General features: G+C 64.5%; 23 protein-coding genes. 20 read left to right on the plus strand and 3 right to left on the minus strand.

Translation table 11 applies throughout. The features are described 5' to 3' along the window. Window position 1: 1 nt before the first annotated feature. From P6U31_RS10480 to ilvC, 4 genes are all read left to right on the plus strand, one after another. Entirely contained in the window at window positions 2-697 is a 696-nt protein-coding gene (locus P6U31_RS10480) for a class I SAM-dependent methyltransferase (protein ID WP_407188144.1), read from the plus strand. 45 nt (window positions 698-742) lie between these two features. Next, window positions 743-1,618, plus strand: a complete 876-nt coding sequence (locus P6U31_RS10485) for an EamA family transporter (RefSeq protein ID WP_407188145.1) — start codon at window positions 743-745, stop codon at window positions 1,616-1,618. A gap of 7 nt (window positions 1,619-1,625) precedes the next feature. Further along, window positions 1,626-2,228: a LysE family translocator gene (locus P6U31_RS10490; RefSeq protein WP_407188146.1), complete on the plus strand. Its 603-nt coding sequence runs from the start codon at window positions 1,626-1,628 to the stop codon at window positions 2,226-2,228. Between the two features lie 133 nt (window positions 2,229-2,361). Beyond that, window positions 2,362-3,381, plus strand: a complete 1,020-nt coding sequence (gene ilvC, locus P6U31_RS10495) for a ketol-acid reductoisomerase (protein ID WP_060735242.1) — start codon at window positions 2,362-2,364, stop codon at window positions 3,379-3,381. A 370-nt stretch (window positions 3,382-3,751) separates the two neighbouring features. Here ilvC and P6U31_RS10500 read toward each other — a convergent pair whose 3' ends face one another. Continuing rightward, a complete protein-coding gene (locus P6U31_RS10500; protein WP_407188148.1) occupies window positions 3,752-4,372 on the minus strand; it encodes a hypothetical protein in 621 nt (206 codons plus the stop codon). Window positions 4,373-4,478: 106 nt separating this feature from the next. Between P6U31_RS10500 and P6U31_RS10505 the strand changes: the two genes are divergently transcribed. From P6U31_RS10505 to P6U31_RS10520, 4 genes are all read left to right on the plus strand, one after another. Further along, window positions 4,479-5,132 (plus strand): TetR/AcrR family transcriptional regulator, encoded by a 654-nt coding sequence (locus P6U31_RS10505; RefSeq protein ID WP_407188150.1) that lies wholly within the window; start codon window positions 4,479-4,481, stop codon window positions 5,130-5,132. Window positions 5,133-5,203: 71 nt separating this feature from the next. Then, on the plus strand, window positions 5,204-5,443 hold the full coding sequence (locus P6U31_RS10510; protein ID WP_407188151.1) for an ABC transporter substrate binding protein: 240 nt from the start codon (window positions 5,204-5,206) through the stop codon (window positions 5,441-5,443). A 66-nt stretch (window positions 5,444-5,509) separates the two neighbouring features. Continuing rightward, window positions 5,510-5,797 carry a DUF1330 domain-containing protein gene (locus tag P6U31_RS10515; RefSeq protein WP_407188153.1) on the plus strand — a complete coding sequence of 96 codons (288 nt, stop codon included), beginning with the start codon at window positions 5,510-5,512 and terminating at the stop codon, window positions 5,795-5,797. A gap of 238 nt (window positions 5,798-6,035) precedes the next feature. Then, window positions 6,036-7,748: an LTA synthase family protein gene (locus P6U31_RS10520; RefSeq protein ID WP_407188154.1), complete on the plus strand. Its 1,713-nt coding sequence runs from the start codon at window positions 6,036-6,038 to the stop codon at window positions 7,746-7,748. Between the two features lie 195 nt (window positions 7,749-7,943). Here the strand turns inward: P6U31_RS10520 and P6U31_RS10525 are convergent, their stop codons facing one another. Then, a complete protein-coding gene (locus P6U31_RS10525; RefSeq protein ID WP_407188156.1) occupies window positions 7,944-9,500 on the minus strand; it encodes a glycine betaine ABC transporter substrate-binding protein in 1,557 nt (518 codons plus the stop codon). Next, window positions 9,497-10,279 (minus strand): ATP-binding cassette domain-containing protein, encoded by a 783-nt coding sequence (locus P6U31_RS10530; RefSeq protein WP_407188157.1) that lies wholly within the window; start codon window positions 10,277-10,279, stop codon window positions 9,497-9,499. The genes P6U31_RS10525 and P6U31_RS10530 overlap by 4 nt, the downstream gene beginning before the upstream one ends. A gap of 275 nt (window positions 10,280-10,554) precedes the next feature. Between P6U31_RS10530 and P6U31_RS10535 the strand changes: the two genes are divergently transcribed. The 12 genes from P6U31_RS10535 (at window position 10,555) to P6U31_RS10590 (ending at window position 24,226) form a co-directional block, all read left to right on the plus strand. Continuing rightward, window positions 10,555-11,373, plus strand: coding sequence for an ABC transporter ATP-binding protein (locus tag P6U31_RS10535; RefSeq protein WP_407188159.1), 819 nt, complete (start codon window positions 10,555-10,557; stop codon window positions 11,371-11,373). Next, window positions 11,373-12,158 (plus strand): ABC transporter permease, encoded by a 786-nt coding sequence (locus P6U31_RS10540; protein ID WP_407188161.1) that lies wholly within the window; start codon window positions 11,373-11,375, stop codon window positions 12,156-12,158. Before P6U31_RS10535 ends, P6U31_RS10540 begins: the two co-directional genes overlap by 1 nt. 110 nt (window positions 12,159-12,268) lie before the next feature. After that, window positions 12,269-13,294, plus strand: coding sequence for an ABC transporter substrate-binding protein (locus tag P6U31_RS10545; protein ID WP_407188163.1), 1,026 nt, complete (start codon window positions 12,269-12,271; stop codon window positions 13,292-13,294). A 29-nt stretch (window positions 13,295-13,323) separates the two neighbouring features. After that, on the plus strand, window positions 13,324-14,028 hold the full coding sequence (locus P6U31_RS10550; protein ID WP_407188165.1) for an NUDIX hydrolase: 705 nt from the start codon (window positions 13,324-13,326) through the stop codon (window positions 14,026-14,028). 92 nt (window positions 14,029-14,120) lie between these two features. Beyond that, window positions 14,121-15,431 (plus strand): ABC transporter substrate-binding protein, encoded by a 1,311-nt coding sequence (locus P6U31_RS10555; RefSeq protein WP_407188167.1) that lies wholly within the window; start codon window positions 14,121-14,123, stop codon window positions 15,429-15,431. A gap of 15 nt (window positions 15,432-15,446) precedes the next feature. Further along, entirely contained in the window at window positions 15,447-16,214 is a 768-nt protein-coding gene (locus P6U31_RS10560) for an ABC transporter ATP-binding protein (protein WP_407188169.1), read from the plus strand. A 3-nt stretch (window positions 16,215-16,217) separates the two neighbouring features. Continuing rightward, window positions 16,218-16,922, plus strand: coding sequence for an ABC transporter ATP-binding protein (locus P6U31_RS10565; RefSeq protein ID WP_407188171.1), 705 nt, complete (start codon window positions 16,218-16,220; stop codon window positions 16,920-16,922). Window positions 16,923-16,927: 5 nt separating this feature from the next. After that, complete coding sequence (locus P6U31_RS10570) at window positions 16,928-17,809, plus strand: branched-chain amino acid ABC transporter permease (protein ID WP_407188173.1); 882 nt, start codon at window positions 16,928-16,930, stop codon at window positions 17,807-17,809. Beyond that, the gene (locus tag P6U31_RS10575; RefSeq protein ID WP_407188174.1) at window positions 17,806-18,825 is read left to right on the plus strand and encodes a branched-chain amino acid ABC transporter permease; all 1,020 of its coding nucleotides are present in this window, start codon (window positions 17,806-17,808) and stop codon (window positions 18,823-18,825) included. Before P6U31_RS10570 ends, P6U31_RS10575 begins: the two co-directional genes overlap by 4 nt. Beyond that, complete coding sequence (locus P6U31_RS10580) at window positions 18,785-19,735, plus strand: polyphosphate kinase 2 family protein (protein ID WP_407188175.1); 951 nt, start codon at window positions 18,785-18,787, stop codon at window positions 19,733-19,735. Before P6U31_RS10575 ends, P6U31_RS10580 begins: the two co-directional genes overlap by 41 nt. 1,057 nt (window positions 19,736-20,792) lie before the next feature. Further along, a complete protein-coding gene (locus tag P6U31_RS10585; protein ID WP_407188176.1) occupies window positions 20,793-23,123 on the plus strand; it encodes a mechanosensitive ion channel domain-containing protein in 2,331 nt (776 codons plus the stop codon). Window positions 23,124-23,224: 101 nt separating this feature from the next. After that, on the plus strand, window positions 23,225-24,226 hold the full coding sequence (locus tag P6U31_RS10590) for a tripartite tricarboxylate transporter substrate-binding protein (RefSeq protein ID WP_407188178.1): 1,002 nt from the start codon (window positions 23,225-23,227) through the stop codon (window positions 24,224-24,226). Window positions 24,227-24,585 lie beyond the last annotated feature (359 nt).

The raw sequence follows: 24,585 nt of genomic DNA on the forward strand, positions 1-24,585 counted from the left end.
CATGCTGGCGCGCGACTGGTATTACAACGAGCGGAACCGGATGGGGATCGAGCCCGCGGTGGCGTCGATCTACGACAGTCATGACGATGCCGATCTGCGGGCGCGCGCCGCGCTGAAAATGCTGGGGATCCAGCGCGGCTGGCGCGTCGCCGACATCGGTTGCGGCAATGGCGTGCTCGCCACCGAGGCGGCGCTGATGGGTGCCGAAGTCGACGCCATCGACATCTCGCCGGCGATGCTGGCGCTTGCCGAGATCTACGCCCGCGATCGCAAGGCACCCGTGCGCACCCAATCGGCGGGCCTGCTCAGCTTTTCCTACCGGCCGGAATCCTACGATTTGATCGTCAGCGAGTTCACGCTGCACCACCTGCCGGATTTCTGGAAGGCGGTTGCGATCTCGCGGATCTATCGGGCGCTGAAGCCGGGCGCGAGCTTCTATCTGCGCGACATCGTCTACGCTTTGATGCCGGACGCCATCGAGCGCGACGTCGAGCAATGGGCCGATTTCCAGATCAAGAACCACGACTTTTCGCGCGAAAGCGTCGTGACGCACATGCGCGACGAATATTCCACCTTCGGCTGGGTGATGGAGCGGATGCTGACCGACGTCGGCTTCACGCTGGTCTCGGCCGATTATCACGCACCGATGCACGGCACGTATCTGCTGCGGAAACCGAAAGCCGGCGAGCAAGGCTAGCGAATAACAACAGGGCTGCACGACAGGGCAGAGCCGAGAACAACAATGAAGCCGGCCGATATCCTCATCGCCATCCTGGTGGCGATCATCTGGGGGCTCGCCTTCGTGGCGAGCCGGATCGCGCTCGACGAGCTTTCGCCGGAACTGATGACGGCGCTGCGTTTCTCGATCGCCGCGGTGCCATGCCTGTTCATTCCCAAGCCGAAGGTCGCCTGGTCGCTGCTGATCGCGATCAGCTTTACCCTCTTCCTCGGTCAGTTCCTGAGCCAGGCCTATGGCATCGCTCATGGGGTGCCGGTGGGCCTGACCAGCGTCGTCGTGCAGAGCCAGGCGCTGTTCACGATCGGCTTTGCCGCGATCGCGTTCGGTGAGCGGCCGACACCGGTGCAGACGCTGGGCATCGTCATCGCGGCGGCGGGCCTGCTGATGATCTGCGGCACTGTCGGCTACGACTTCACTGTCGCTGCGTTTGCAGTGCTGCTGATCTCGCCGCTCAGCTTTGCCGTCGGCAATCTGTTGCTGCGCGGCGCCCGCGGCGTGCCGATGTTCGACCTGTTCGCGTGGTTGTGTCTCGCCTCGGCCGTGCCGCTGTTCGTTCTGGCGCTGATCGCCAATGGGCCGGCGCCGACCTGGACGTCTCTGAGCCACATGTCGTTGACATCGGCTCTCTGCATGCTGGCTCTCGGCGGCATCTCGACCAGCATCGCCTATTGGCTGTGGGGCCGGCTGCTGCGCGACTATCCCGCCGCGCACGTGGTGCCCTTCGCGCTGCTGGTGCCATTCGTCGGCTCGGCTGCGTCGAGCATCGCGTTCGGCGAGCGGTTCGGACCTTTGAGGCTGGCCGGCATGCTGACAGTGATCGGCGGTATCGCCGTGATGGTGCTGGCACAGCGCCCGCAGCCGCTGCCAAAGACGGCGTGAGGTGAGCATGTCCCAGTCGCTGCTCTATGCCTTCCTCATCTTCATGGTCGTGATGTATTTCACGCCCGGCCCGAACAACATCATGCTGCTGTCCTCGGGCCTGACCTACGGCTTCCGGCGCACCATCCCGCACATTGTCGGCATCGTGCTCGGCTTCGCCTTCATGGTCGCCGCAGTTGGCCTCGGGCTCGGCTCGGTGTTCCTGGCCTATCCGATCCTCCAGACCATCCTGAAATATGTCGGTGCCGCCTACCTGATCTACCTCGCGGCCGCGATCGCCATGTCCGGCCCGACCAAGCCGGGGCAGGGGGACGGCCGCGGCCCGATGACCTTCTGGGGCGCGGCGATGTTCCAATGGATCAACGCCAAGGGCTGGGTGATCGTGATCGGCACCATCACCGCCTATGCGGCGATCGCCCAGTTTCCACTCAACATCGCGATCCAGACCGTGATCAGCCTCATCGTCGGCACGGTCTCGACCGTGGTCTGGGCCCTGTTCGGCTCCGCATTGCGGCCGGTCCTGACCTCCGAGCGGCTGGTTCGCGCCTTCAATATTCTGATGGCGATCCTGCTGCTGGCCTCCCTCTACCCCGTTTTCATGGATGCATGATGTCGCGGATTTCCATGCAGAAACGGGTTTCCCTCAGGGCTGAAAATGCTCTAGACAGCCCCCGAAATCCGCAAATTTCACCCTTCGGACACTGACCATTGGCCGATTTCGGCCCTGAACGAGGAAACGACCTATGCGTGTTTATTACGATCGCGACGCCGACCTGAACCTGATCAAGGGCAAGAAGGTCGCCATCGTCGGCTATGGCAGCCAGGGCCATGCCCATGCGCTCAATCTGAAGGATTCCGGCGTCAAGGAAGTCGCCATCGCGCTGCGCAAGGATTCGGGCTCGGTGAAGAAGGCGGAAGCCGCCGGCTTCAAGGTGATGGAAGTCGCCGAAGCCGCCAAATGGGCCGACCTCGTCATGATGCTGACCCCGGACGAGCTCCAGGGCGACATCTATCGCGAGCACCTGCACGACAACATGAAGAAGGGCGCCGCCCTGGTGTTCGCGCACGGCCTCAACGTCCACTTCAACCTGCTCGACCCGCGCGCCGACCTCGACGTGCTGATGATCGCGCCGAAGGGCCCCGGCCACACCGTGCGTTCCGAGTATCAGCGCGGCGGCGGCGTGCCCTGCCTGATCGCGATCGCCAAGGACGTGTCGGGCAACGCCCATGACCTCGGCCTATCCTACGCTTCGGCTGTCGGCGGCGGCCGCGCCGGCATCATCGAGACCACCTTCAAGGAAGAGTGCGAGACCGACCTGTTCGGCGAGCAGGTGGTGCTTTGCGGCGGCCTGGTCGAGCTGATCAAGGGCGGCTACGAGACCCTGGTCGAAGCCGGCTACGCCCCGGAGATGGCCTATTTCGAGTGCCTGCACGAAGTGAAGCTGATCGTCGACCTGATCTATGAAGGCGGCATCGCCAACATGAACTACTCGATCTCCAACACCGCCGAGTACGGCGAGTACGTCACCGGCCCGCGCATCATCACCGACGAGACCAAGAAGGAGATGCGCAAGGTTCTGGCCGACATCCAGGGCGGCAAGTTCGCCCGCGACTGGATGCTCGAGAACAAGGTCAACCAGACCTCGTTCAAGGCGACGCGCGCCAAGCTCGCCGCGCACCCGATCGAGGAAGTCGGCGCCAAGCTGCGCGACATGATGCCCTGGATCAAGAAGGGCGCACTGGTCGACAAGAGCAAGAACTGACGGCTACGCCGCCATTCCGGGGTCGCGCTAACGCGCGTCCCGGAATGACGAGAGAAACACAATCTTCGCCCGCCAAACCAAATCTTAAAGCTTGGCGACTATGGTCGGGCGAGATCGCAAATCGCGGTCTGGCTCTTTTCATCTCGCGCCAAGCATTGCTGCTTCATTCAAACTCTTCGCGAGTTGAAGTGCTCTCCGAGCACCAAGAACTGACGCTTAAACCACATTCTTGGTCTTGCGCCGTTTCTTAAGCTTTTCGCGCAGCTTCCGAACACCAAAACGCCTGCGTCTTCAGGATCAAGGACTCGGCTCTTCATTCGTGATCTGATCTCGCGACCATCCGGTTCGCGGACCAAGCGCGGTAAGGCGCCTAGCCCGCCACAACGGTCTGCCCGCGCGGATGGCGAGCCATCGCGATCATGCGCAGCGCCAGCACGATCAGCAGCGGAACGAGGAAGGCGGCATAGAGCGGCATCGCCGGCACACGCTTGCCGAACGAGACCATGAACTGGAGCCAGAGATAATAGCCGCCGGCAAGATGCAGCATGCGCCAGGCGGGGGCCCCGACCAGCGCGGCGGCGCGGTCGAACGAGGTCGCGCTCATGGCAATGATGACGGCATAGCCGATCCCGCCGACGATGTAGGAGGCGGCCGAAGTGGCTTCCGCAAAGCCGGCTGGATCCATCCTGGCGAAGGCGATGATCGCGATCGCGTGGATGGTGTGGGAGGCCGCAAAGCTCAAGCCGAGATAGCGGCGATTGCGGCGCTGCCAGCGCGTCCAGCCATTGGGCCACAGCCGCGCCAGCGCCGCAGCGCTGAAGGCGAGGCAGAACAGCAGCAGCGAGCTGCGCGCGGTGAACCGGATCACCATCCGCACGCCCTCGACCTCGAACTGTCGCATCGAGGCGATCCACAGGCTGAGGGTGATCAAGCTGAGGGTGAGGGCGGCCAGCAGCCGCCAGCCTTCGAACCAGCCTTGTCGTTCCGACATAATGACTTTCTCCGTCATGTAATCATTGATTACATTTCGGTGTCGCTGATTGGTCAACCGTGTAATCGCTGCTTACATTCACGTTCGGGTGATGCTAGGAGAGGCCATGCCCGCCCGTCAGCCGTCCAAGCCGCGCGCCCGCCGCTCCGCGGCCCAGGCACGGCCCTATCACCACGGCGACCTTCGCCGCGTCCTGATCGATGCTGCGCTGCAGCTCGCCGCAGAGGGAGCGGAGGTCTCTGTCCGCGAGGCCGCGCGCCGGGCCGCGGTGTCGCCGGGGGCGCCGTTCCGGCACTTTCCGAACCGCGACGCCCTCATGGCCGCTGCGGCCGGGGAGGCGCAGCGGCGCTTTCGGGTTGAGATCGAGGCCGCGCTGCGCGAGGCCCCGGCCGCCGGCCCGCTCGCCCGTTTCCGCGCCTTCGGGCTCGCTTACCTGCGCTGGGCGATGCGCAATCCCGCCCATTTCGAGATCATCTCCACGGGGCGTTATTTCGCCCATGGCAGCTCCGAGGAGCTGACGCGCGACAATGCCGAGTTGATCGCGCTGACCGAGAAAATCCTGGCCGAGGCGGCGGAGCAGGGCCTGCTGCGGCAGGCCGACCTCAAGCGCATCCAGATCGCCGGCCGCGCCCTGGTCTACGGTCTTGCCCGGATGAATCTCGACGGCCACTTTCCACGCTGGGGCGTCGAGGAGGGTGAGGTCGAGCGGACGGCGGAAGGGGTGCTCGACCTGTTCATCGCCGGGATCACCAAGCCTTAGGCCCTCGATTTCCAGATCGGCATTGGCGGACCACGCCGCTCCGCATAGATTGGCTGCGATACTTGATCTGATTGTTTGAAACTAACGGCGAAGATGAAACGACGCGGATTTCTTCTGGCGGCCGGCACTGTGCCGCTCTGGATTTGGCCAAGCGTTATGCTGCGCGCATCGTCAGGGGTGCCAAGCCGGCGGATCTTCCCGTTCAGCGTTCAACCAAGATCGAGACGATCATCAATCTGAGAACCGCCAGATCGCTCGACATGACAATTCCGCCAAGCCTGCTCGCCCGAGCCGACCAGGTGATCGAATAGCCCGGTGTGGGCTGTTCATGGCGTCCCGATATCCAATATTCGAGGGTAGTGGAGGAGCAGACCACAATGGCAGCCTATGTGATTTTCGACGTCGAGATCAGGGATCCCCAGCAGTACCAGAGCTTCATGCTGGGCGTGAAACCCGCATTAGAGGCGGCTGGGGCCAGGTATCTGGCGCGCGGCGGCGCTCACAAGGTCTACGAAGGAGATTGGCAGCCCCGCAGGATCGTGATCCTGGAATTCCCATCCGTCGCGGCCTGGGAGGAGTTCTATCATGGCTCCACGTATCAGGGCCTCAAGTCCATCCGGGATGCCTGCAGCTCTGCCCGGCTGGTCAGCGTCGAAGGCGTTTAGCGAACCCGTCTGCGCGGCGGCGATGAGGGCCGAGGGCGGCGGCAGGCGGGGAGGTCCGGTTTGCCATGAGTCAACATGAAGCGAAGCCAGGGTCACGGCACGCGTTGCCTGTTCTTGACCGTTCCGTTACAGTTTTGTGACAAGGTGCAGGCGTCCGGCTGCGCCGGAGCCTCTGGTCGCGTTCGGGTTGGCCAGACGGCTGGGCATCACAGCACCGGACCAGAGTTGCGTGTCCTCGATGGCGTCCGCGCCCAATCCAGGTCCTTCTGCCACGACCGCCGTGCTGGCGAGCGTCGCCGCGCTCGGCATCTGGCGGTTGCTCGCCGTTGCCGCGCCGCATCTGGCGGCGCTCGCGCTGATGTACGAGACCGAAACCGATTTCGGCTCGCGCCTCTCCTTCGTGCTGGCCTGGGGCATCCTCAACTTCTTCTGGATCACGCTACTGCGCCGCCCCGCGCTGTCGGGCGCGCTGTCGCTGACCATGGTCGTCGTCCTCGTGCTGCTGTCGCGGCTCAAGCACGATGTTGTGCAGATGACGGTCAACTTCATCGATTTGATGATGATCGACCGCGACACCGTCGCCTTCCTGTTCACGATCTTCCCGAATTTGCGCTGGTCGGTGATCCTGGCCGGCCTCGTCACGCTGCCGCTGATGTATGCGCTGTGGTGGCTCGATCCGTTCCGCATCCGCCGCCTGCCGGCGCTCGCCTGCAAGCTGGCCTGCCTCGCCGCGCTGGTCGGCTATTCGCTCTATTCTCCGGACGAGGCCTGGCGCGGCTATTACGACGACGGCTATCTCTCGAAATTCTTCCGCTCGGGCGTCAGCTCGGTCTCCGACTTCTTGCAGTACGGCTTCATGGAATCGGCCGCTGTGACCAATGAGCGGCTCAACATGCCGCTGGTCGATTCCTGCCATCCTGCTGGCCGCAGGCCGAACATCATCATGATCCATGATGAATCGAGCTTCGACATCCGCGCTGCCAAGGGAATCAAGGTGCCGCAAGGTTATGGCGGCCACTTCAAATCCTGGGATGGCAAGCAGCGCACGTTCCTGGCCGAGAGCAATGGTGGGCCGAGCTGGTTCACCGAGTACAACGTGCTCGCGGGGCTCTCCTCGCGCTCGTTCGGCCGCTTCGCCTATTTCGTCACACGCATTGCCTCCAACCGCGTCGAGCGCGGGCTGCCGCTGGCGCTGCGCCGTTGCGGCTACGACACGATGTCGCTCTATCCCGCCCATGGCGGCTTCATGGGCGCCCGCAGCTTCCAGATGACGACCGGCATCGAGCGCTTTTTCGACTCGAAGGATCTCGGCGCCAAGGACGTCGAGCCTGACAGCTTCTTCTACGACAAGGCGCTCCAGCTGATGGGCCAGCAGCCGCCCAACAAGCCGCTGTTCACCTTCATCTATCTCGGCGCCAATCATTTCCCCTGGGAGACGCGCTTCCGCCCGGACCTGCTGCCGAACTGGCGCGCGCCGGGCAATGTGCCGTCGATCGACGAATATCTGCGGCGGCAGGCGATGAGCGCCGAGCAGTACAAGGCGTTCATCGCTGGCCTGAAGAAGACTTTTCCGGGCGAGCCCTTCCTGATCGTGCGTTATGGCGATCATCAGCCGGAGTTCGCGCCGCAGATCCTCGAGCCTGGCCTCGATGAGGGCGCGCTCGGCAAGAAGCTGGACGCCTATGATCCGCGCCTCTACGCGACCTATTACGCGATCGACGCCGTCAATTTCGAGCCGGTCGGAAGCGAGGCCGTGATGGACACGATCGACGGTCCCTATCTGCCGCTGGTCATCCAGGAGGCCGCCGGCATCCCGCTCGACCCGTCCTTCGCCGAGCAAAAGCAGATCATGCTCCGCTGCAAGGGCGCCTTCTACAGCTGCAAGGGCGGCGCCGAAGCGCGGCGATTGAATCGCCTGCTGATCGAGGCGGGGATGATCAGAGGGCTGTAATCTCACCTGGATTGCGGACTTATCTCTTCGACCGTCACCCTGAGGCGCTCGCCGAGGGGCGCAAGCCGCTCGGTGAGCCTCGAAGGGCGACAGCCCGGCTGCACCGACGTCGTGGCCGTTCATCCTTCGAGGCTCCCGATGGGGCGCTCTGCGCCCCATCACTCGCGCCTCAGGATGACGGGTCTTGCTGCAAGCCTACTGCTTGATCTGCCCCCACAGCCACTTCGCCACGGCATCCGGCGACGAATTCGCGTCGTTGCCGCTGGCGCGCAGGTTCGCCTCGCGCATGATGGCGATGTCGATCTTGCCGAGCAGCGGGCTGAGCGCGGCCCGCAGCCGCTCGTCACCGGCGCGCTTCGGCGCGAGCAGCAGGATGGCGTCGTAGGGCGGGATCGCGTTCCTGGGATCGTCAAGCGTGACCAGACCGTACTTCGCTATCAGTCCGTCGCTGGTGTAGCCGGCGATCACGTCGACCTCGCCGCTGGCGACCGCCGCATACATGAAGTCCGGCTGCATCTGGCGCTGGCCTCCGAACGACAGGCCATAAGCCTTTTGCAGTGCCGCCCATTCCGGCCGCGAGAAGAACTCGTAGTCGCCGGCGATCGACATCGTCGAGGCATGCGCGGCGAGATCGGCGATGGTGCGGATATGAAGCGCCTCGGCCCGTGTCCTGGGCATCACCAGCGCATAGGCATTCTCGAAGCCGAGCTCGCCGAGCAAGGTGATGTTGTCTCTCGCAAGCACGCTCTTCAGCTCCGCGACCAGTTCGGCGCGCGGCTTGATGTCGGTGCGATGCAGCTGGTTGGCCCAGAGCGTGCCGGAATAATCGACATAGAGATCGATATCGCCGGCCTTCAGCGCCTGGAAGATCACGCTCGAGCCGAGGCCCGATCGCGCCGTCGCGGACAGGCCGGCGGCCTGAAGGCGGTCCCTCATCAACGCCGACAGCACATATTGCTCGGCGAAGGTCTTGGCACCGACGACATAACCTTGCGACGACCGCCCCATCGACGGGACCAGCGTGGCGGCGACCAGCGCTGCGATGCCGGCCGCGCCGAGCGCGGTGCGGGCGCGGCTGCGCTGGCGCAGGCCGCCCTCGATCAGGCCGAGCAGCTGATCGACGGCGAGCGCGAGCAGGGCCGAGGCCAGGCAGCCGAACAGCACGAACACCCAGTTCTGGGTCTGGAGCCCTGCAAAGATGTAATTGCCGAGGCTGGTCTGCCCGATCGGCGTCGACAGCGTCGCGGTGCCGATCACCCACACGGCGGCGGTGCGGATGCCCGCCATCATCACCGGCAGCGCCAGCGGCAGCTCGACCATCACCAGCGACTGCCGCGCGGTCATGCCGACGCCCTTGGCAGCCTCGATCAGCGCGGGATCGATGCCGTTGAGCCCGGTGATGCCGTTGCGCAGCACCGGCAGCATCGAATAGAGCGCGAGCGCCAGCATCGCCGGCAGGAAGCCGAACGCCGAGAAGGACACGCCGAACCAGGCCAGCGTCACGGACGCGGCCAACAGCAGCAGCGGATAGAACAGCGCGAGCAGCGCCAGACCCGGCACCGTCTGCACGATGCTGGCGATCGCGAGCAAGATCGCTCGCGGCGCCGGGCGGTTGCGCGTCAGAATCGCTAGCGGCAGGCTGACGGCGAGACCGAGTGCGAGCGCGGCGAGACTCAGCCGCACGTGATTGCCGAGATAATCGGGCAGATGCGCCACAGCCTCGCCCCAGCGCGGATCGGCAAGGAGGCTCATGCCGCACCGCTTCGTGGCAGCAGCGCGTTCAGCCGTTCGACCTGGCGGCGGGGCGTGCGCAACAGCTCGAGCACGTAGGCGTCGCTGCTCTCCGACAGTGCGGCGGGGGTGCCCTGCGCGAGCAACCGTCCACTGCGCATCACCGCGATGCGGTCGGCGAGCAGGATCGCCTCCGTCATGTCGTGGGTGATCATCACGGTGGTCAGGCCGAGCTTGCGATGCAGCGAACGATAATCGTCGCCGAGCGCATCGCGGGTGAGGGGATCGAGCGCGCCGAAGGGTTCGTCCATCAGCACGATGCGAGGCCTCGCCGCGAGCGCGCGCGCCACGCCGACGCGCTGGCGTTGGCCGCCGGAGAGCGCCTCCGGCAGACGATCGCGATGCGCCTCACGGTCGAGCTGCACGAGCTCCAGCAGTTCGTCGACACGCGTTGCGATGTTCGACGCCGGCTCGCCCAGCAGCCTTGGCGTGATTCCGACATTGTCGGCAACGCTCAAATGCGGAAACAGGCCGCCGCTCTGGAACACGTAGCCGATCCGCCGCCGCAGCGCGACCGGATCGACGCCTTGCACGTCCTCGCCCTCGACGGTGATGGTGCCGCCGTCGGCCTCGATCAGCCGGTTGGCGAGCCGCAGCAGCGTAGTCTTGCCGGAGCCGGACCCGCCGACGATGGCCAGGAATTCGCCCTCGGCAATGTCGAGCGACACGCCGTCGACGGCTGCAAGAGAGCCGAAGCGCTTGATGACGTGCTTGTAGCTGATGGCTGGTTTGGAAGGCATCCGTTGAAGACTCGCTCTTACCCCCCCCCTGGAGGGGGAGGGTCGCTCGCGCGAAGCGCGGGCGGGGTGGGGTGATCTATCCACGCGGGCAGTGCATCTGCAGAAACACCGTCACCCCACCCCGTCTCACATTTCGCTGCGCTCATGTGAGCCGACCCTCCCCCTCCAGGGGAGGGTAAGAGCGCGGCAGCACGGCATGCGTAGCACGCTTGGCGGCTTGATTGAACTTGGCCGCGCGAGCGGCTAAGGCATCAAGCGAAATTCGGAGGAAGCATATGTCGACGCCCACGGCAGTGGCGCTGGAGGATGCCAAGGTTGCGTTCCGGCTCGGGGACGGGCGGGTCTATACGGCGGTAGAGAAAGCCCATCTTGCCGTTGCGCAAGGCGAGTTCGTGGCCATTGTCGGGCCCACGGGGTGCGGAAAATCGACGCTGCTCAACGTCGCAGCCGGGCTGCTCAAGCCCGCCGCCGGCAGGGTCAGGATCTTCGACCGGCCGCTCGCCGGGCTGAATCGGGATGCCGGCTACCTGTTCCAGGCTGACGCGCTGTTCCCGTGGAAAACCGCCCTCGACAATGTCGCGATCGGCCTCGAGATCAAGGGCACGCCGCGGGCCGAAGCGCTGCCGCGGGCGCAGCAATGGTTGACCTCCGTCGGTCTTGGCGCCTTTGCCGGCCGCTATCCGCACATGCTCTCCGGCGGCCAGCGCAAGCGCGTGGCGCTGGCGCAGGTGCTGATCCGCGATCCGAAGATCTTGCTGATGGACGAGCCGTTCGGGCCGCTCGATGCGCAGACCCGCCAGGTGATGGGCAATCTGCTGCTCGACCTCTGGAACGCCGACCGCAAGGCGGTGCTGTTCGTCACCCACGACCTCGAAGAGGCGATCGCGCTCGCCGACCGCGTCGTGATCATGTCGGCCGGGCCGTCCTCGCGCATCATCGGCGACTGGCGGGTGACCTTGCCGCGCCCGCGCGACATCTTCGAGGTGCGGCTGGACAAGGCATTTCACGAACTGCATCGCGAGATCTGGAGCGTGCTCAAGGACGAGGTGATGAAGGGCTACGCCCAGTCCACGCAAGCGGCGGAGGCGGTCTGATGTCGCGTCCGACGCTGTTTGCGCTGCAAGTCCTGTTCGCGGTCGTCTGCATCGTGCTGTGGCAGGTGCTGTCGACCGTGCCCGTGTTCGGCAAGATCCTTCTGCCGCCGTTCTTCTTCTCCAACCCGTTCGACGTGTTCAGCCAGATCGTGAAATGGTTCGCATCCGGCGTGATCTGGAAGCATCTCGGCATCACGCTGGCGGAATCGATTCTTGCCTTCGTGATCGGTTCGCTCGGCGGCGTCCTGGTCGGCTTCTGGTTCGCACGCCAGCCGCTGGTGGCGGCCGTGTTCGACCCTTACGTCAAGATGGTCAACGCGCTGCCGCGCGTCGTGCTGGCGCCGATCTTTGCGCTGTGGCTCGGGCTTGGCATTTGGTCCAAGGTCGCGCTCGGCGTGACGCTGGTGTTCTTCATCGTCTTCTTCAACGTCTATCAGGGCGTCAAGGAAGTCAGCCGCACCGTGCTCGACAACGGCCGCATGCTCGGCATGAGCGAGCGGCAACTGATGCAGCACGTCTATTGGCCCTCGGCGCTGTCCTGGATGTTCTCCTCGCTGCACACCTCCGTCGGCTTCGCCGTGGTCGGCGCGGTCGTCGGCGAATATCTGGGATCGGCGGCGGGCCTTGGCTATCTCATCCAGCAGGCCGAGGGCGTGTTCGACGTCGCCGGCGTGTTCGCCGGCATGTTCGTGCTATCGGCCTTCGTCATCCTGATCGACTTTGGGGTCACGCTGGTGGAGCGCCGCCTCTTGGTGTGGCGACCGACGGTGGATGGGCGCGGCTAGAGGCAAGGGCCCGCGCATGCGGCGAAAGCCCAATAGCGCTAGCACTTCGGCAGCGCTTCTCAAGCCAGCCGGGCTGCTCTATGGTGCCGCCGGCCGAACGGAGGAAACCAATGAAGAACACGATTGCCAGGCTCGCTGGCGCGCTGCTGGCGCTGACGCTCACCACGGGCCTTGCCGCGGCGCAAAGCAAGGTCACCATCGCGGTCGGCGGCGGCTCCTGCCTGTGCTATTTGCCGACGGTGCTGGCCAAGCAACTCGGCGAATATGAGAAGGCGGGCCTGAATGTCGAGCTCGTGGACCTCAAGGGCGGCTCGGACGCGCTCAAGGCCGTGCTCGGCGGCAGCGCGGACGTGGTCTCCGGCTATTTCGACCATTGCGTCAATCTGGCAGCCAAGAAGCAGGAGCTCCAGTCCTTCGTGGTCTATGACCGCTATCCCGGCCTCGTGCTCGTGGTCGCGCCCTCGCGCACCAACGACATCAAGTCGGTCAAGGATCTCGCCGGCAAGAAGGTCGGTGTCAGCGCACCCGGCTCCTCCACCGACTTCTTCCTGAAGTACATGCTCAAGAAGCACGGGCTCGACCCGGCCGGCACCGCCGTGATCGGCGTCGGCCTCGGCGCCACCGCGGTCGCCGCGATGGAGCAGGGCCAGATCGATGCGGCCGTGATGCTCGATCCCTCCGTGACCGTGCTGCAGGGCAGCCACAAGGACCTGCGCATCCTCTCCGACACCCGCACGCAGAAGGACACGCTGGAGACCTTCGGCGGCGAATATCCCGGCGGGGCGCTGTACTCGACGGCGGCATGGGTCAACGGCCACGAGAAGGAGACGCAGGCGCTCACCAACGCGATCCTCGCCACGCTCGCCTGGATTCATTCGCACAGCCCTGAGGAGATCATGGCGAAGATGCCGGAGGAGACGGTCGGCAAGAACAAGGATCTCTATCTCGCCGCGCTGAAGAACACGATTCCGATGTATTCGGAGACCGGCAAGATGGACCCGAAGGGTGCGGACGCCGTGCTCGCTGTGTTCAGCGTCGGCTCGCCCGAGGTCGCCAATGCCAAGATCGACGTGAGCAAGACCTTCACCAACAAGTTCGTGGAGCAGGCGAAGAAGACCACGGGGAACGCCAAATAGCTGACGCGAAGGCTTGATAATCAAGCGTCATGACGTCACTGACCATTCATCGCGCCACGACGCTTGATCTTGCTGTGCGGCCGCTCGTCTGGCCGTTTGCGGAGGAGCGGCGCGCCGACATCGCGGCGCATTTCGCCGAAAAGCAGCGGGAGCGGCCGAAACTCTGGAACGGCCGCGTCCTGCTGGGGCGGGACGCCGCGTTCACCGACGACCGTCTGACTGCGACCTATTTCGAGACCGATTTCGCCAGTTTCCTCGCTTGGCGCGACTGGGGCTTTCCCGACGTGACCGTGTTCAATGGTTTCGGCATGGGCGCGTTGCGCACGTCCGACGGCGCCTTCGTCATGGGCGAGATGGCGCAGCACACATCCAATGCCGGCCGCATCTATTTCCCCTCGGGTACGCCCGACCTCGATGATGTCAAAGGTGGCGTGCTCGACATCCCCGGCAGCGTCGTCCGCGAGCTCGCGGAGGAGACCGGGCTGACCCCGGCCGACTACACGGTCGAGGCGGACTGGCACTGCGTCGTCAGCGGCCGCGCGATTGCGATGATCAAGGTTCTCAACCTGAACATGCCTGGCGACGAGGCTCGTGCCCGGATCGAGGCCAATCTCGCCCGTGAGGACGAACCTGAATTGTCGGCCATCCATCTCGTGCGCGGGATGAGTGATCTCACGCCGACCATGCCGCGATTTGTCACGGCCTTTATCGAGCAGCAGTTCGCTTCGCGCTGAGGCGCGAGGCTTGACATCCCTGCGCCAAGCCCATGTGATAGGGCAACCAAAAGCAAGACGAATGCAATGCACAATCGTCCAGGGAGGTTTTGATGCGCCTGCGCATGGCTGCCCGTTTGCTACGTGGACTGGTGGTCGCGATATCGGCGACCGGGTTGGCGGCGTCCGCCCAGGCTCAGGACAAGAAGATCAAGATCGGCGTCGTCTTTGATTTGACCGGACCTCTCGCCGGCGGCGGCTCCGAGCTCGGCTATATCGGCGCAAAGATCGTCCTCGACCATTTCGCCAAGACCGGCGTCGAGGGCTACAAGGTCGAGGCAGTCTACGCCGACGCGCAGAGCAAGCCCGACATCGCCATCAACGAATCCGTCCGCCTGCTCGAGCAGGAGAAAGTCGACATGGTGCTCGGCTTCTTCTCCTCGGCGCAATGCGTGCCGGTCGCCGCCCGCGTCGAGCAGCTCAAGAAGTTCATGTGGATGACGACCTGCATCTCGTCGGCCGTGTTCAACGAGAAGGGCTACAAATACGTGTTTCGCCCGCAGGCCAGCGGCGACCAGTTCGGCATGATGACGATGGATTTCATCGCGCAGAACGCCAAGGAGAAATTCGGCAAGGAGCCGAAGGATCTGCGTGTCGCCATCATTCACGAGGACGGCGCCTATGGCGTCGACGTCTCCAAGGGCAACGAGGCCGGCGCGAAGAAGGCCGGCTTCAACGTCGTGCTCAAGGAAGGTTATTCGGCGACCGCGCCTGATCTGTCGCCGCTTGTGACCAAGCTGAAACGCGCCAAGCCCGACGTCGTCTTCCACACCGGCTACAATCCGGACATCACCCTGCTGCTCCGCCAAGCCCGCGAGCAGGGCCTGAAGTTCGGTGCCCTGATGGGGCATGGTGCGGGCTACGGCGTCTATGAGAAGCTGAAGGAAGGCATGGGCGCCGACGCCACCTATATCTTCAACACCGATCCGATCTCGATCTGGCTCGCCAATCAGAAGACCATGGATCCGAAGCTTCCGCCCGTCATCAAGATGGTCGGAGAGGAGTTCGACAAGATTCGGCCCGGCGTCGCCATCCGCTCCGCCCATGTCGGTATCGGTGCGTCCAACACCTATGTGTTCATGAGCGACGTGCTGCCCCGCGCCATCAAGAAGTATGGCGGCGTCGATCCCGACGCGCTGCGCAAGGCGGCGCTCGACACCGACATCCCCGAAGGCGGCACCATGCTGGGCTTCGGCGTTAAGTTCTACGGCGAGGGGACGCCCATGGCCGGGCAGAACGAGCGCTCGTTCCCTGTCGTGATCCAGTACATCGAAGACAAGTCCCATGTGGTGTGGCCGAAGAGCCAGGCGCAGCGCGACGCTGTGCTGCCGCTGCCGAAGGGCACCACCTACAGCAACCAGTAGCAGCGGAGGGCCTTGGTGCTGGAAGTCAGCGGATTGGTGAAGCGGTTCGGCGGCTTCACCGCCGTCAACAACGTGTCGTTCCGGGTCGACCAGGGCGAGATCCTTGGCCTGATCGGCCCCAACGGCTCGGGCAAGAGCACCATCTTCAACATGCTCTCCGGCACGCTGGCGCCGACATCGGGATCGATCCTGTTCGGCGGCTCCGAGATCGCGGGCCTTGCGCCGCACCGGATCATCAACAGCGGCATCGGCCGCACCTTCCAGATCCCGCGGCCGTTCCGCCGCCTGACCATCTTCGAGAACGTCGCGCTCGCCGGCTTCTACGGCCAGGGACGCCACAGCCGTGTCAAGGCCGAGGAAGCGGCCGAGCGCTCGCTGGCGATGGTCGGCCTGCCGACCGACCGCCATGCCAGCGTCGATGGCCTCGGCGCGGCCGGTCTGAAGAAGCTCGAGCTGGCCAAGGCGCTTGCGACTGCGCCAAAGCTGCTCCTGGCCGACGAGAGCCTCGGCGGCCTCGACGAGGCCGAGATGGACCAGGCCGCCGACATGCTGCGCAACATCCGCGACGAGCTCGGCATCACCATCATCTGGGTCGAGCACATCATGGGCGTGCTGATGCGCGTCGTCGATCGCGTCATGGTGCTCGATCACGGCGAGAAGATATCGGAAGGTTTGCCGAGCCTGGTGGCGGGAGACCCGCGCGTGATCGAGGTCTATCTCGGCACCGATGCCGAGACCACGCAGGCCGCGGCCGCCGAAGCGCGCCGCCGCGCGGGAGGCTAGCCGATGCTGGAGCTCCGCGCCGTCAATGCCGGCTATGGCACGTTCCAGGCTCTGTTCGACGTCAATCTCGACGTCAGGGCCGGCGAAGCTGTCGGCGTCATTGGGCCCAATGGCGCCGGCAAGACCACCCTGATGCGCGTCATCTCCGGCCTGATCCGGCCGTCGCGCGGCGCGATCAAGATGGAAGGTGTCGACGTCGTCGCCACACCGCCGCACAAGATCGTCAGCCTCGGCATAGCCCACGTCCCGGAGAACCGGCGGCTGTTTCCGCAGCTCACGGTCGACGACAATCTCAAGATGGGCGCCTTCATGAAGGAGGCACGCAGTCATTATGCCGAGCGGCTCGAGGTCGTGTTCGATCTGTTTCCGCGTCTGAAGGAGCGGCGGCACCAGATGGCCGGCACCATGTCGGGCGGCGAGCAGCAGATGTGCGCGATCGGCCGCGCCCTGATGTCAAATCCAAAGCTGCTGTTGCTCGACGAGCCCTCGGCCGGGTTGGCGCCGGTCGTGGTGCAGCAGGTGTTCGAGCTGGTGAAGCGGATCCGCGCCAGCGGGCTGACGGTGCTGATCGTCGAGCAGAACGTGCAGCAGGTGCTGAAAGTGGTCGATCGCGCCTATCTGATCGAGGCGGGCACGATCAGGGCGTCGGGCACCTCGGCGGAGATGCTGGCGAGCGACACGGTCAAGGAAGCTTATCTCGGGGTGTGATGGGCATGCAGGCATTCCTGGACATTTTCGATATCTACCTGCTGGAAGCCGTGATCAACGGCATCCTGCTCGGCGGCGTGCTGGCGCTGCTCGCGCTCGGGCTCAATTTGATCTTCGGCGTCATCGACGTGACCTGGATCTGCTACGCCGAGCTGGTGATGATCGGCATGTATGCGATGTACTTCATGGTGCAGTACTACGGCATCAGCTATTTCATCGCGGCTCCGCTCACCGTCCTGCTGGTCGCGGTGCTCGGCGCGGCGCTGCACTACCTGGTGATCGCGCCGCTGCTCACGGCGCCGCCGATCAACCAGCTGCTCGCGACCGGCGGCGTGTTATTCGTGCTGCAGAGTTTTGCCACCGTCGCCTTCGGCATCGACTTCCGCAACCTCGGCATCCGCCTGCCGGTGCTCGCCTTCGGCGACATGAATTTCAGCTACGCCCGTCTCCTGTCGTTTCTGGCCGCGCTGGTCGGCATGGTCGCGGTCTATCTGTTCATGACGCGCACCTTCACCGGCACCGCGATCCGCGCCATCTCGCAGGACCGGCAGATCATGGCCCTGATGGGCGTCGACACCAAGCGGATCTATCTCATCACCTCGGCACTCGGCGGTGCGCTCGCGGGGCTCGCCGCCTGCCTCTTGGTGCTGCAATATGACGTGCATCCCTTCGTCGGCCTGTCCTTCGGGCCGATCACCTTCTTGATCTGCGTGCTCGGCGGGCTCGGCAATTTCATCGGCGGCTTCATCGCCTCCTTCGTGTTCGCCGAGATCATCTCGCTCGGCGGCCTGTTCTCCGATCTCGAATGGGGCTATGTGCTCGCCTTCGCCTTCTTCATCGTCATGATGTTCATCCGGCCTGCCGGCCTGCTGGCGAGGCGCCGATGATGGGGCAGGGGCGGCTTGCAGCATGGGGCGTCGGGCTCGCGGCGCTGGTCGCGCTGCCCTTTCTCTACCGGGATCCCTATCATCTACACATCCTGGTGCTGATCCTGATCTGGTCGTTCGCCTATACGTCCTGGTCCATGATGGGACGGTTCGGGCTGGTCTCGCTGGGCCATGGCGGCTTCATGGGGATTGGCGCCTATGTCACTGCGCTGCTGTGGAATCATCTCGGTCTGTCGCCCTGGATCGGCATTCCCGTCAGCATGGTCGCGGCCGGCGCGCTGGCGCTGATCGTCGGCTATCCCTGCTTCCGCTTCCGCATCACCGGGCACTATTTCGTGCTGGTGACGCTGGCGCTGTCGGGCATCGTGCTCCAGGTCATCACCGCGACGCGCGACTACACCGGCGGCTCGCTCGGCTATACGCCGAACCGCGCCTCCACCAACAAGCTGCTGGCGCTGCAGTTCGACGACAAGACCACCTGGTATCTGATCGCGCTCGGGATCTGGCTGTTCGGCCTCGTGATCTGGCACTGGGTCGATCGCAGCATGGCGCGCTACGCGCTGGAGGCGATCTCGGAGGACGAGGACGCGGCGGCCGCCGCCGGCGTCGACGTCACCGCGGAGAAGCTGAAGATCACGCTGCTCAGCGCCCTGATGACGGCGCTCGCGGGCGCGATCTACTGCCAGTACCAGATGTTCATCACGCCCGACACCGTCAGCGGCATCGCGGTGTCGCTGCAGATGGTGTTCGCGGCCATCGTCGGCGGCCTGTTCGTCTCGCTCGGCCCGACCTTCGGCGCTGTGATCACGATTCTGCTGGCGGAAACCCTTCGCATCGGCTTCGGCACCAAGGCGGTCGGCTGGGACAACCTCGTCTACGGCGTGCTGCTCGTGCTTTTCATCATATTCCTTCCCAAGGGTATCCTTGGTAGCGTGCTCGACCGATTGAAGCCGCAACGCAAGGTGCCCCGCGCTCATGAGCAAGAAGCCGTCCAAATCGCTCGCCCAGGAGCTTGACCGCTACATCACGCCATTTCGCTATGATGGATCGGGCAAGTTTCATCTCAAGGATTACAAGACCAACGAGAAGGGCGATCTCGACAAGGAGAAGGCGCTGGCGCTTCTCGATGCCAACAAGAAGCGGCTGATCGAATTTCAGGAGAAGCTCTACGCCCAGGACCGCTGGTCGCTCCTGATCGTGTTCCAGGCCATGGATGCCGGCGGCAAGGACAGCGCGATCAAGGCGATCTTCGAAGGCATCAACCCGCAGGGCTGCGAGGTCCATGCGTTCAAGGCGCCGAGCAGCAAGGAGCTCGACCACGATTTCCTCTGGCGCCACGTGATCGCGCTGCCCGAGCGCGGCCATATCGGCATCTTCAACCGCTCCCATTACGAGGAGTGCCTGGTGACGCGCGTGCACCCGGAGCTCCTCGCCAAGGAGAAGCTGCCGCAAAGGCTCGTCACCAAGAGCATCTGGAAGGAGCGGTTCGAGGATATCTCGGCGTTCGAGCGCTACCTCTGCCGCAACGGCACCGTGGTGCTGAAATTCTTCCTCAACGTCTCCAAGGCCGAGCAGCGCGAGCGCTTTCTCGACCGGCTGGAGGACCCGGCCAAGCAGTGGAAGTTCTCGATGGACGACATCAAGGAGCGCGCGCTGTGGCCGCGCTACCAGGCGGTCTACCAGGACATCGTCCGCCACACCTCGACGCCCCACGCGCCGTGGTATGTCGTGCCCGCCGACCACAAATGGTTCGCGCGCGTCGTCATCGGATCGGTGATCAATGCAGCGCTCGAAAAACTGGATCTGCGCTTTCCCCGCGCCGACAAGGCCTCGCTGCGGGAGTTCGAGGAGGTGCGCGCAGCGCTGGAGAAGGAAGAGAAGAGGGGCAGCACCAAGAAATCGCGAAAACAACCCCATGCACAGTAGCCGGAGACAGCAAAATCAATGGCTTGCCAGTGGCCGGGAGCGGCTGCTGATTTTGCGAAGTCGATTTGCGGCGTCGGGCAAATCAGGAGTATGATGTCAATGAATAGACTGGCACCGTAACGGCCACGCCGGTTCCCTGTCAAAGCACCCCTGCTGCGCACTTCACATTTGATGCCTGCATGATTGATCCCGCTTGACAGTCTTGTGTCACAGGAGGAGCATGGCACTGGTCGCAAACAAGCGACGCGCAATGTCCACTCCATGAGCAAGGGGAGGTCTATGACGCCACCTCCGCAAATCCAGCCGCGTTAATTGCGATGGAGCTCGTTCGGATTATCGCATAGCGGCAGAAACCGCGAACGGCACGCCGGGTCAAGGTTTAGTGGGCTGCATCAGTAAGGCAGAGCCCCTACCTGCCCGGCGCTGTATTTTGTGTGACATCGATCGTGTCGGATGGCCATGGCGAGGCCGCCGCTATGGATGGATTCAACATCCCCTTTCTCCTCCTGCCTCTCCGCTGTCATTCCGGGCCGACGCCTGGAATGACGGGCAGGGCGATCGCATAGGATTTCACGGGAATTATCCGCGGGCTTGCTTTTGCCTCTCCCGCTTGCGCTTGCGGGAGAGGCGGAGCAAGCCGGCGGTCCTCGCGAAATCCGTATGCGATTGCCCCTGCCCGCAAGCGGGAGAGGGAGCCTGCTGCCGATGGCACCGCGTGCACGCGCCCTATGCGAGCGTCATGGGGTATGACGGAGGGCGAGCGCGCATCATCTATGCACTCGGGGGACGCTGGTTTGCCGTGCGCGGGCATGACGACCTCTTCGTGATGTCGAACCGCGGTGATCCCTGCAGAATGACGATCACGTTCCGTTGGCATCTCGGCCCTGCCGTTGCGGCTGCCGCCTTCGCATTGCGGTAAATGCCAAGAGAATGTCGTCCCGCTGGCCCATTTCCGACACAGGATCGGGGCGAATAGCTGGCATCCGACATGACGCGCGTGGTTCGGCCGTGATCGTCTCCGATGCCGACGGCGCATTCATTTTTCCAGGGAATCCTCGTGTCGCATAAGCTTGCCCCGGCATTCTTCGCCGCTCTCTTCCTCGTGATCTCCTCTCTCTCCGGCGTCCGCGCCGAGACGCCTCGGCCGGCGACGAATGATGCGGCCGCATTGTCGCCTGAGGAAGCCAAGCGTGCGCTGGAGACGCTACAGGACGACAAGAAACGGGCGCAGATGATCGATACGCTGCGCGCGATCGCCAACGCATCCGGTCAGCAGCCGCCCGCGCCCGAACAGAAGTCGCCGATCCCGCTCGCTGCCGACGGCCTCGGTGCGCAGCTCCTGCTCACGGTGTCGGAGGAGATCGGCGCGATATCGAGCGAGATCGCCAGCGTAGCCCGGACGCTCACGCATTTCCCGGCCTTCTACTACTGGATCGTCCGCACCGCGAACGATCCCGCGGCCTATAATCTGCTGATCGAGATCGCCTGGAAGCTTGCACTGGTGCTCGGCTGCGCCCTCTCGGCCGAATGGGTGATCTTCCGCCTGATCCGGCGTCCGGTCGCGTTTCTCGAGGGACGCGTGCCGCAAGCCGGACGACTGCCGGCGCAGGCGCTGCCGATTGCCGATCCGCCGTCATCGGTCGCCGACGTCACGCCGGAGCCCGAACTGCACCAGCGCCGCCACAGTCTGGCGCGGGTCTGGCAGATCATGTTGCGGCTGCCCTTGGTGCTCGGGCGCTTCGTGCTCGAACTGCTTCCGGTATTCGCCTTCATGGGCGTCGCCTCCGCGCTGCTTGGGACGGAGATCGGTGAGCCCACGACGGTTCGCCTCGTGATCCTCGCGGTTGCCAACGCCTATGCGTTCTCGCGCGGCCTCATCTGTGTGGTTCGTGCGCTGGCGGGGCCGTTCGGCCTGTTTCCGGTACGGGCCGAGACCGCGGCCTATATCGAGATCTGGGCGCGCCGCATCGTCGGTGTCGGCGTCTCCGGCATCGCCTTCGCCAACGTGGCGCTGCTGCTCGGTCTCCACCGCGCCGGTTATGCCGTGCTGCTGCGCATGGTGATGCTGGTCGTGCATCTCTTCGTCGTCGTCATCATCCTGCAATGCCGCCGCCAGGTCGCCGACGCCATCCGCGCGCCTGCCGACCGGCAGGGCATCGCCGCCCGCTTGCGTAACCGCATTGCCGGCGGCTGGCATTATCTCGCCATCGCGCTCGACCTTGCGCTCTGGGCAGTATGGGCGCTCAACATCCGCAACGGCTATTCGCTGCTGCTGCAATATTTCGTCGGCACGATCGCGGTCGCCCTGATCACCCGCATCGCCATCATGCTGACGCTGAGCCTGATCGACCGCGGCTTCCGTATCAAGCCCGAGATCCTCCAACGCTTTCCGGGCCTCGAGATCCGCGCCAATCGCTATCTGCCGCTGCTGCGCAAGATCATCTCCGGCGTGATCGTCTTCATCGGCTTCGTTGCCGTGCTCGAAGTCTGGGGCGTCGACGCCATCGTCTGGTTCTATGGCGGCCAGATCGGCAGCCGGTTGATCTCGGCCGTGGTAACGATCGGTCTCGCCGTGTTCATCGCGGCGGCGATCTGGGAAGCCAGCAACGCACTGCTGGACCGCCAGATCAACACGCTTTCGCGGGATGGCCACTACGCCCGTGCCGCGCGCTTGCGCACCTTCCAGCCGATGCTGCGCACCGCGCTGCTCTGTCTGATCGCCACCGTCGTCGGCCTCACCGCGCTGAGCGAGATCGGGGTCAACGTCGCGCCGCTGCTGGCGGGCGCCGGCATCGTCGGCATCGCCATCGGTTTCGGCTCGCAGAAGCTGGTGCAGGACCTCATCACCGGGCTGTTCCTGCTGCTGGAGAACACGGTGCAGGTCGGCGACAATGTCAGCGTGTCGGGACTCTCGGGCGTGGTCGAGAACGTCTCGATCCGTACCATCCGCCTGCGCGCTGGCGACGGCGCCGTGCACATCGTGCCGTTCAGCGCGGTCACCACCATCACCAATGCGAGCCGCGGCGCCGGCAACGCCTCGGTCAGCGTCAATGTCGCCTACAAGGAAGACACCGACCGCGCCGGCCAGATCCTCAAGGACATCGTCGACGAGATGCGCCGCGAACCCGAATTCCGCGCGCTGATCCGCGGCGACCTCGAATTGTGGGGCATCGACAAGGTCGATGGCGCGATGGTGTCGATCGTCGGTCAGATCCGCTGTACCGAGGCCGGGCGCTGGCCGGTTCAGCGCGAATTCAACCGCCGCATGAAGCTGCGCTTCCAGCAGAACGGCATCGAGGTCGCATCCGCCACCCAGACCATCCTGATGCACATCGCGCCGCCGGCCGATGGCACTGCCAGCCTCACACCGCGGCGCGCGGCCGGATAGTCGTTCAGCGGAAATTTCCGCCTTGCCTCCGCCCGCCCGGCAGCGTTCACTTAGGCTCCAGCCCGCTGACAATGCGGGTGACGAAAAATGGGTCGGGTGGAATGGTACGAGGGCTGTGGGCCGCCTTGCGCGGCCATGTGATCGTCTTGTGCGCCTTGGTCGGATCTGCGGCGTGGATTGCGCCGGGCCACGCGCAGCCGTTTCCGTCCCGCCCGATCACCCTCATCGTACCGTTCGCGGCGGGAGGCCCGACCGATACGCTGGCGCGGATCCTGTCCGAGCGGATTGCCGCCGAGCTGCACGCGACCGTCGTGGTCGAGAACGTGGCCGGTGCCTCCGGCAGCATCGCCGGCGCCCGCGTCGCACGTGCGGCGCCGGACGGCACGACGATCACGATCGGCCATTGGGGCACCCATGTGCTGAACGGGGCGATCCTCAAGCTGCCCTATGACGTCGTCGACGATTTCGAGCCGGTCGCTTTGATCGCGATGGGAACGCAGCTCATCGTCGGCAGGAAATCGCTCGAGCCGGCCAATCTGAAAGAGCTGATCGCCTGGCTGAAGGCTAATCCCGGCAAGGCCACCGCCGGGACGGCAGGGGCCGGAACGGGCGCGCATGTCGCCGGCGTCTTCTTCAAGGACAAGACCGGCACCGACTTCCAGTTCGTGCCTTATCGCGGCGCAGGACCTGCCATGATCGATCTCGTCGCGGGCCAGATCGACATCATGTTCGACCAGGCCTCGAACTCACTGCCGCACGTCAAGAACGGTGCGATCAAGGCATTCGCGGTGACCTCGCCGACGCGGCTTGCATCGGCGCCCGACGTGCCAACCGTCGACGAAGCAGGTTTGCCTGGCCTTTATATTTCCTACTGGCACGGCATCTGGGCACCGAAGAACACGCCGAAGGACATCGTCGCCAAGCTCAATGCAGCCATCGCGACCGTGCTTGCCGACGCCGCAGTCAAGCAGCGCTTTGCCGAACTGGGCCAGGAGATTCCGCCACCGGAGCAGCAGACGCCGGCAGCGCTCGCCGCTTTCCAGAAGGCCGAGACCGAGAAATGGTGGCCGATCGTGAAGGCGGCCAACATCAAGCCTGAATAGTTCGCGCCTAACACGCCCGCATCCTGAAGGTTTCTCGTCATTCCGGGGCGCGTGCCAGCGCAATTGCGCACCTGAGAATCCATTGTACCGCCGTCTCTGCGGTCCGATAGATTCCGGGTTCGCGACTTCGTCGCGCCCCGAAATGACGAGGGGAGAGAGCGGCCTATACCTGCCACCAACGCGAGAGAGCCTTGCCGCGTTAACCTTTTCTCGCGCAACTGCCAGTCGTTCGCGGCGACCTCGCTGCGGTGCGAGATCACAATCGATGCCGCCTTCGCTCCGTCCTTGATCTCGTTGGAGCGCTGGCCGACAATGTGCGCGGTTCAATGTGAAGCTTCTTGGGGGAATTCGTGAATAGA

The sequence above is a fragment of the Bradyrhizobium centrosematis genome, from assembly GCF_045571495.1.
GTDB classification, from domain to species: Bacteria; Pseudomonadota; Alphaproteobacteria; order Rhizobiales; family Xanthobacteraceae; genus Bradyrhizobium; species Bradyrhizobium centrosematis.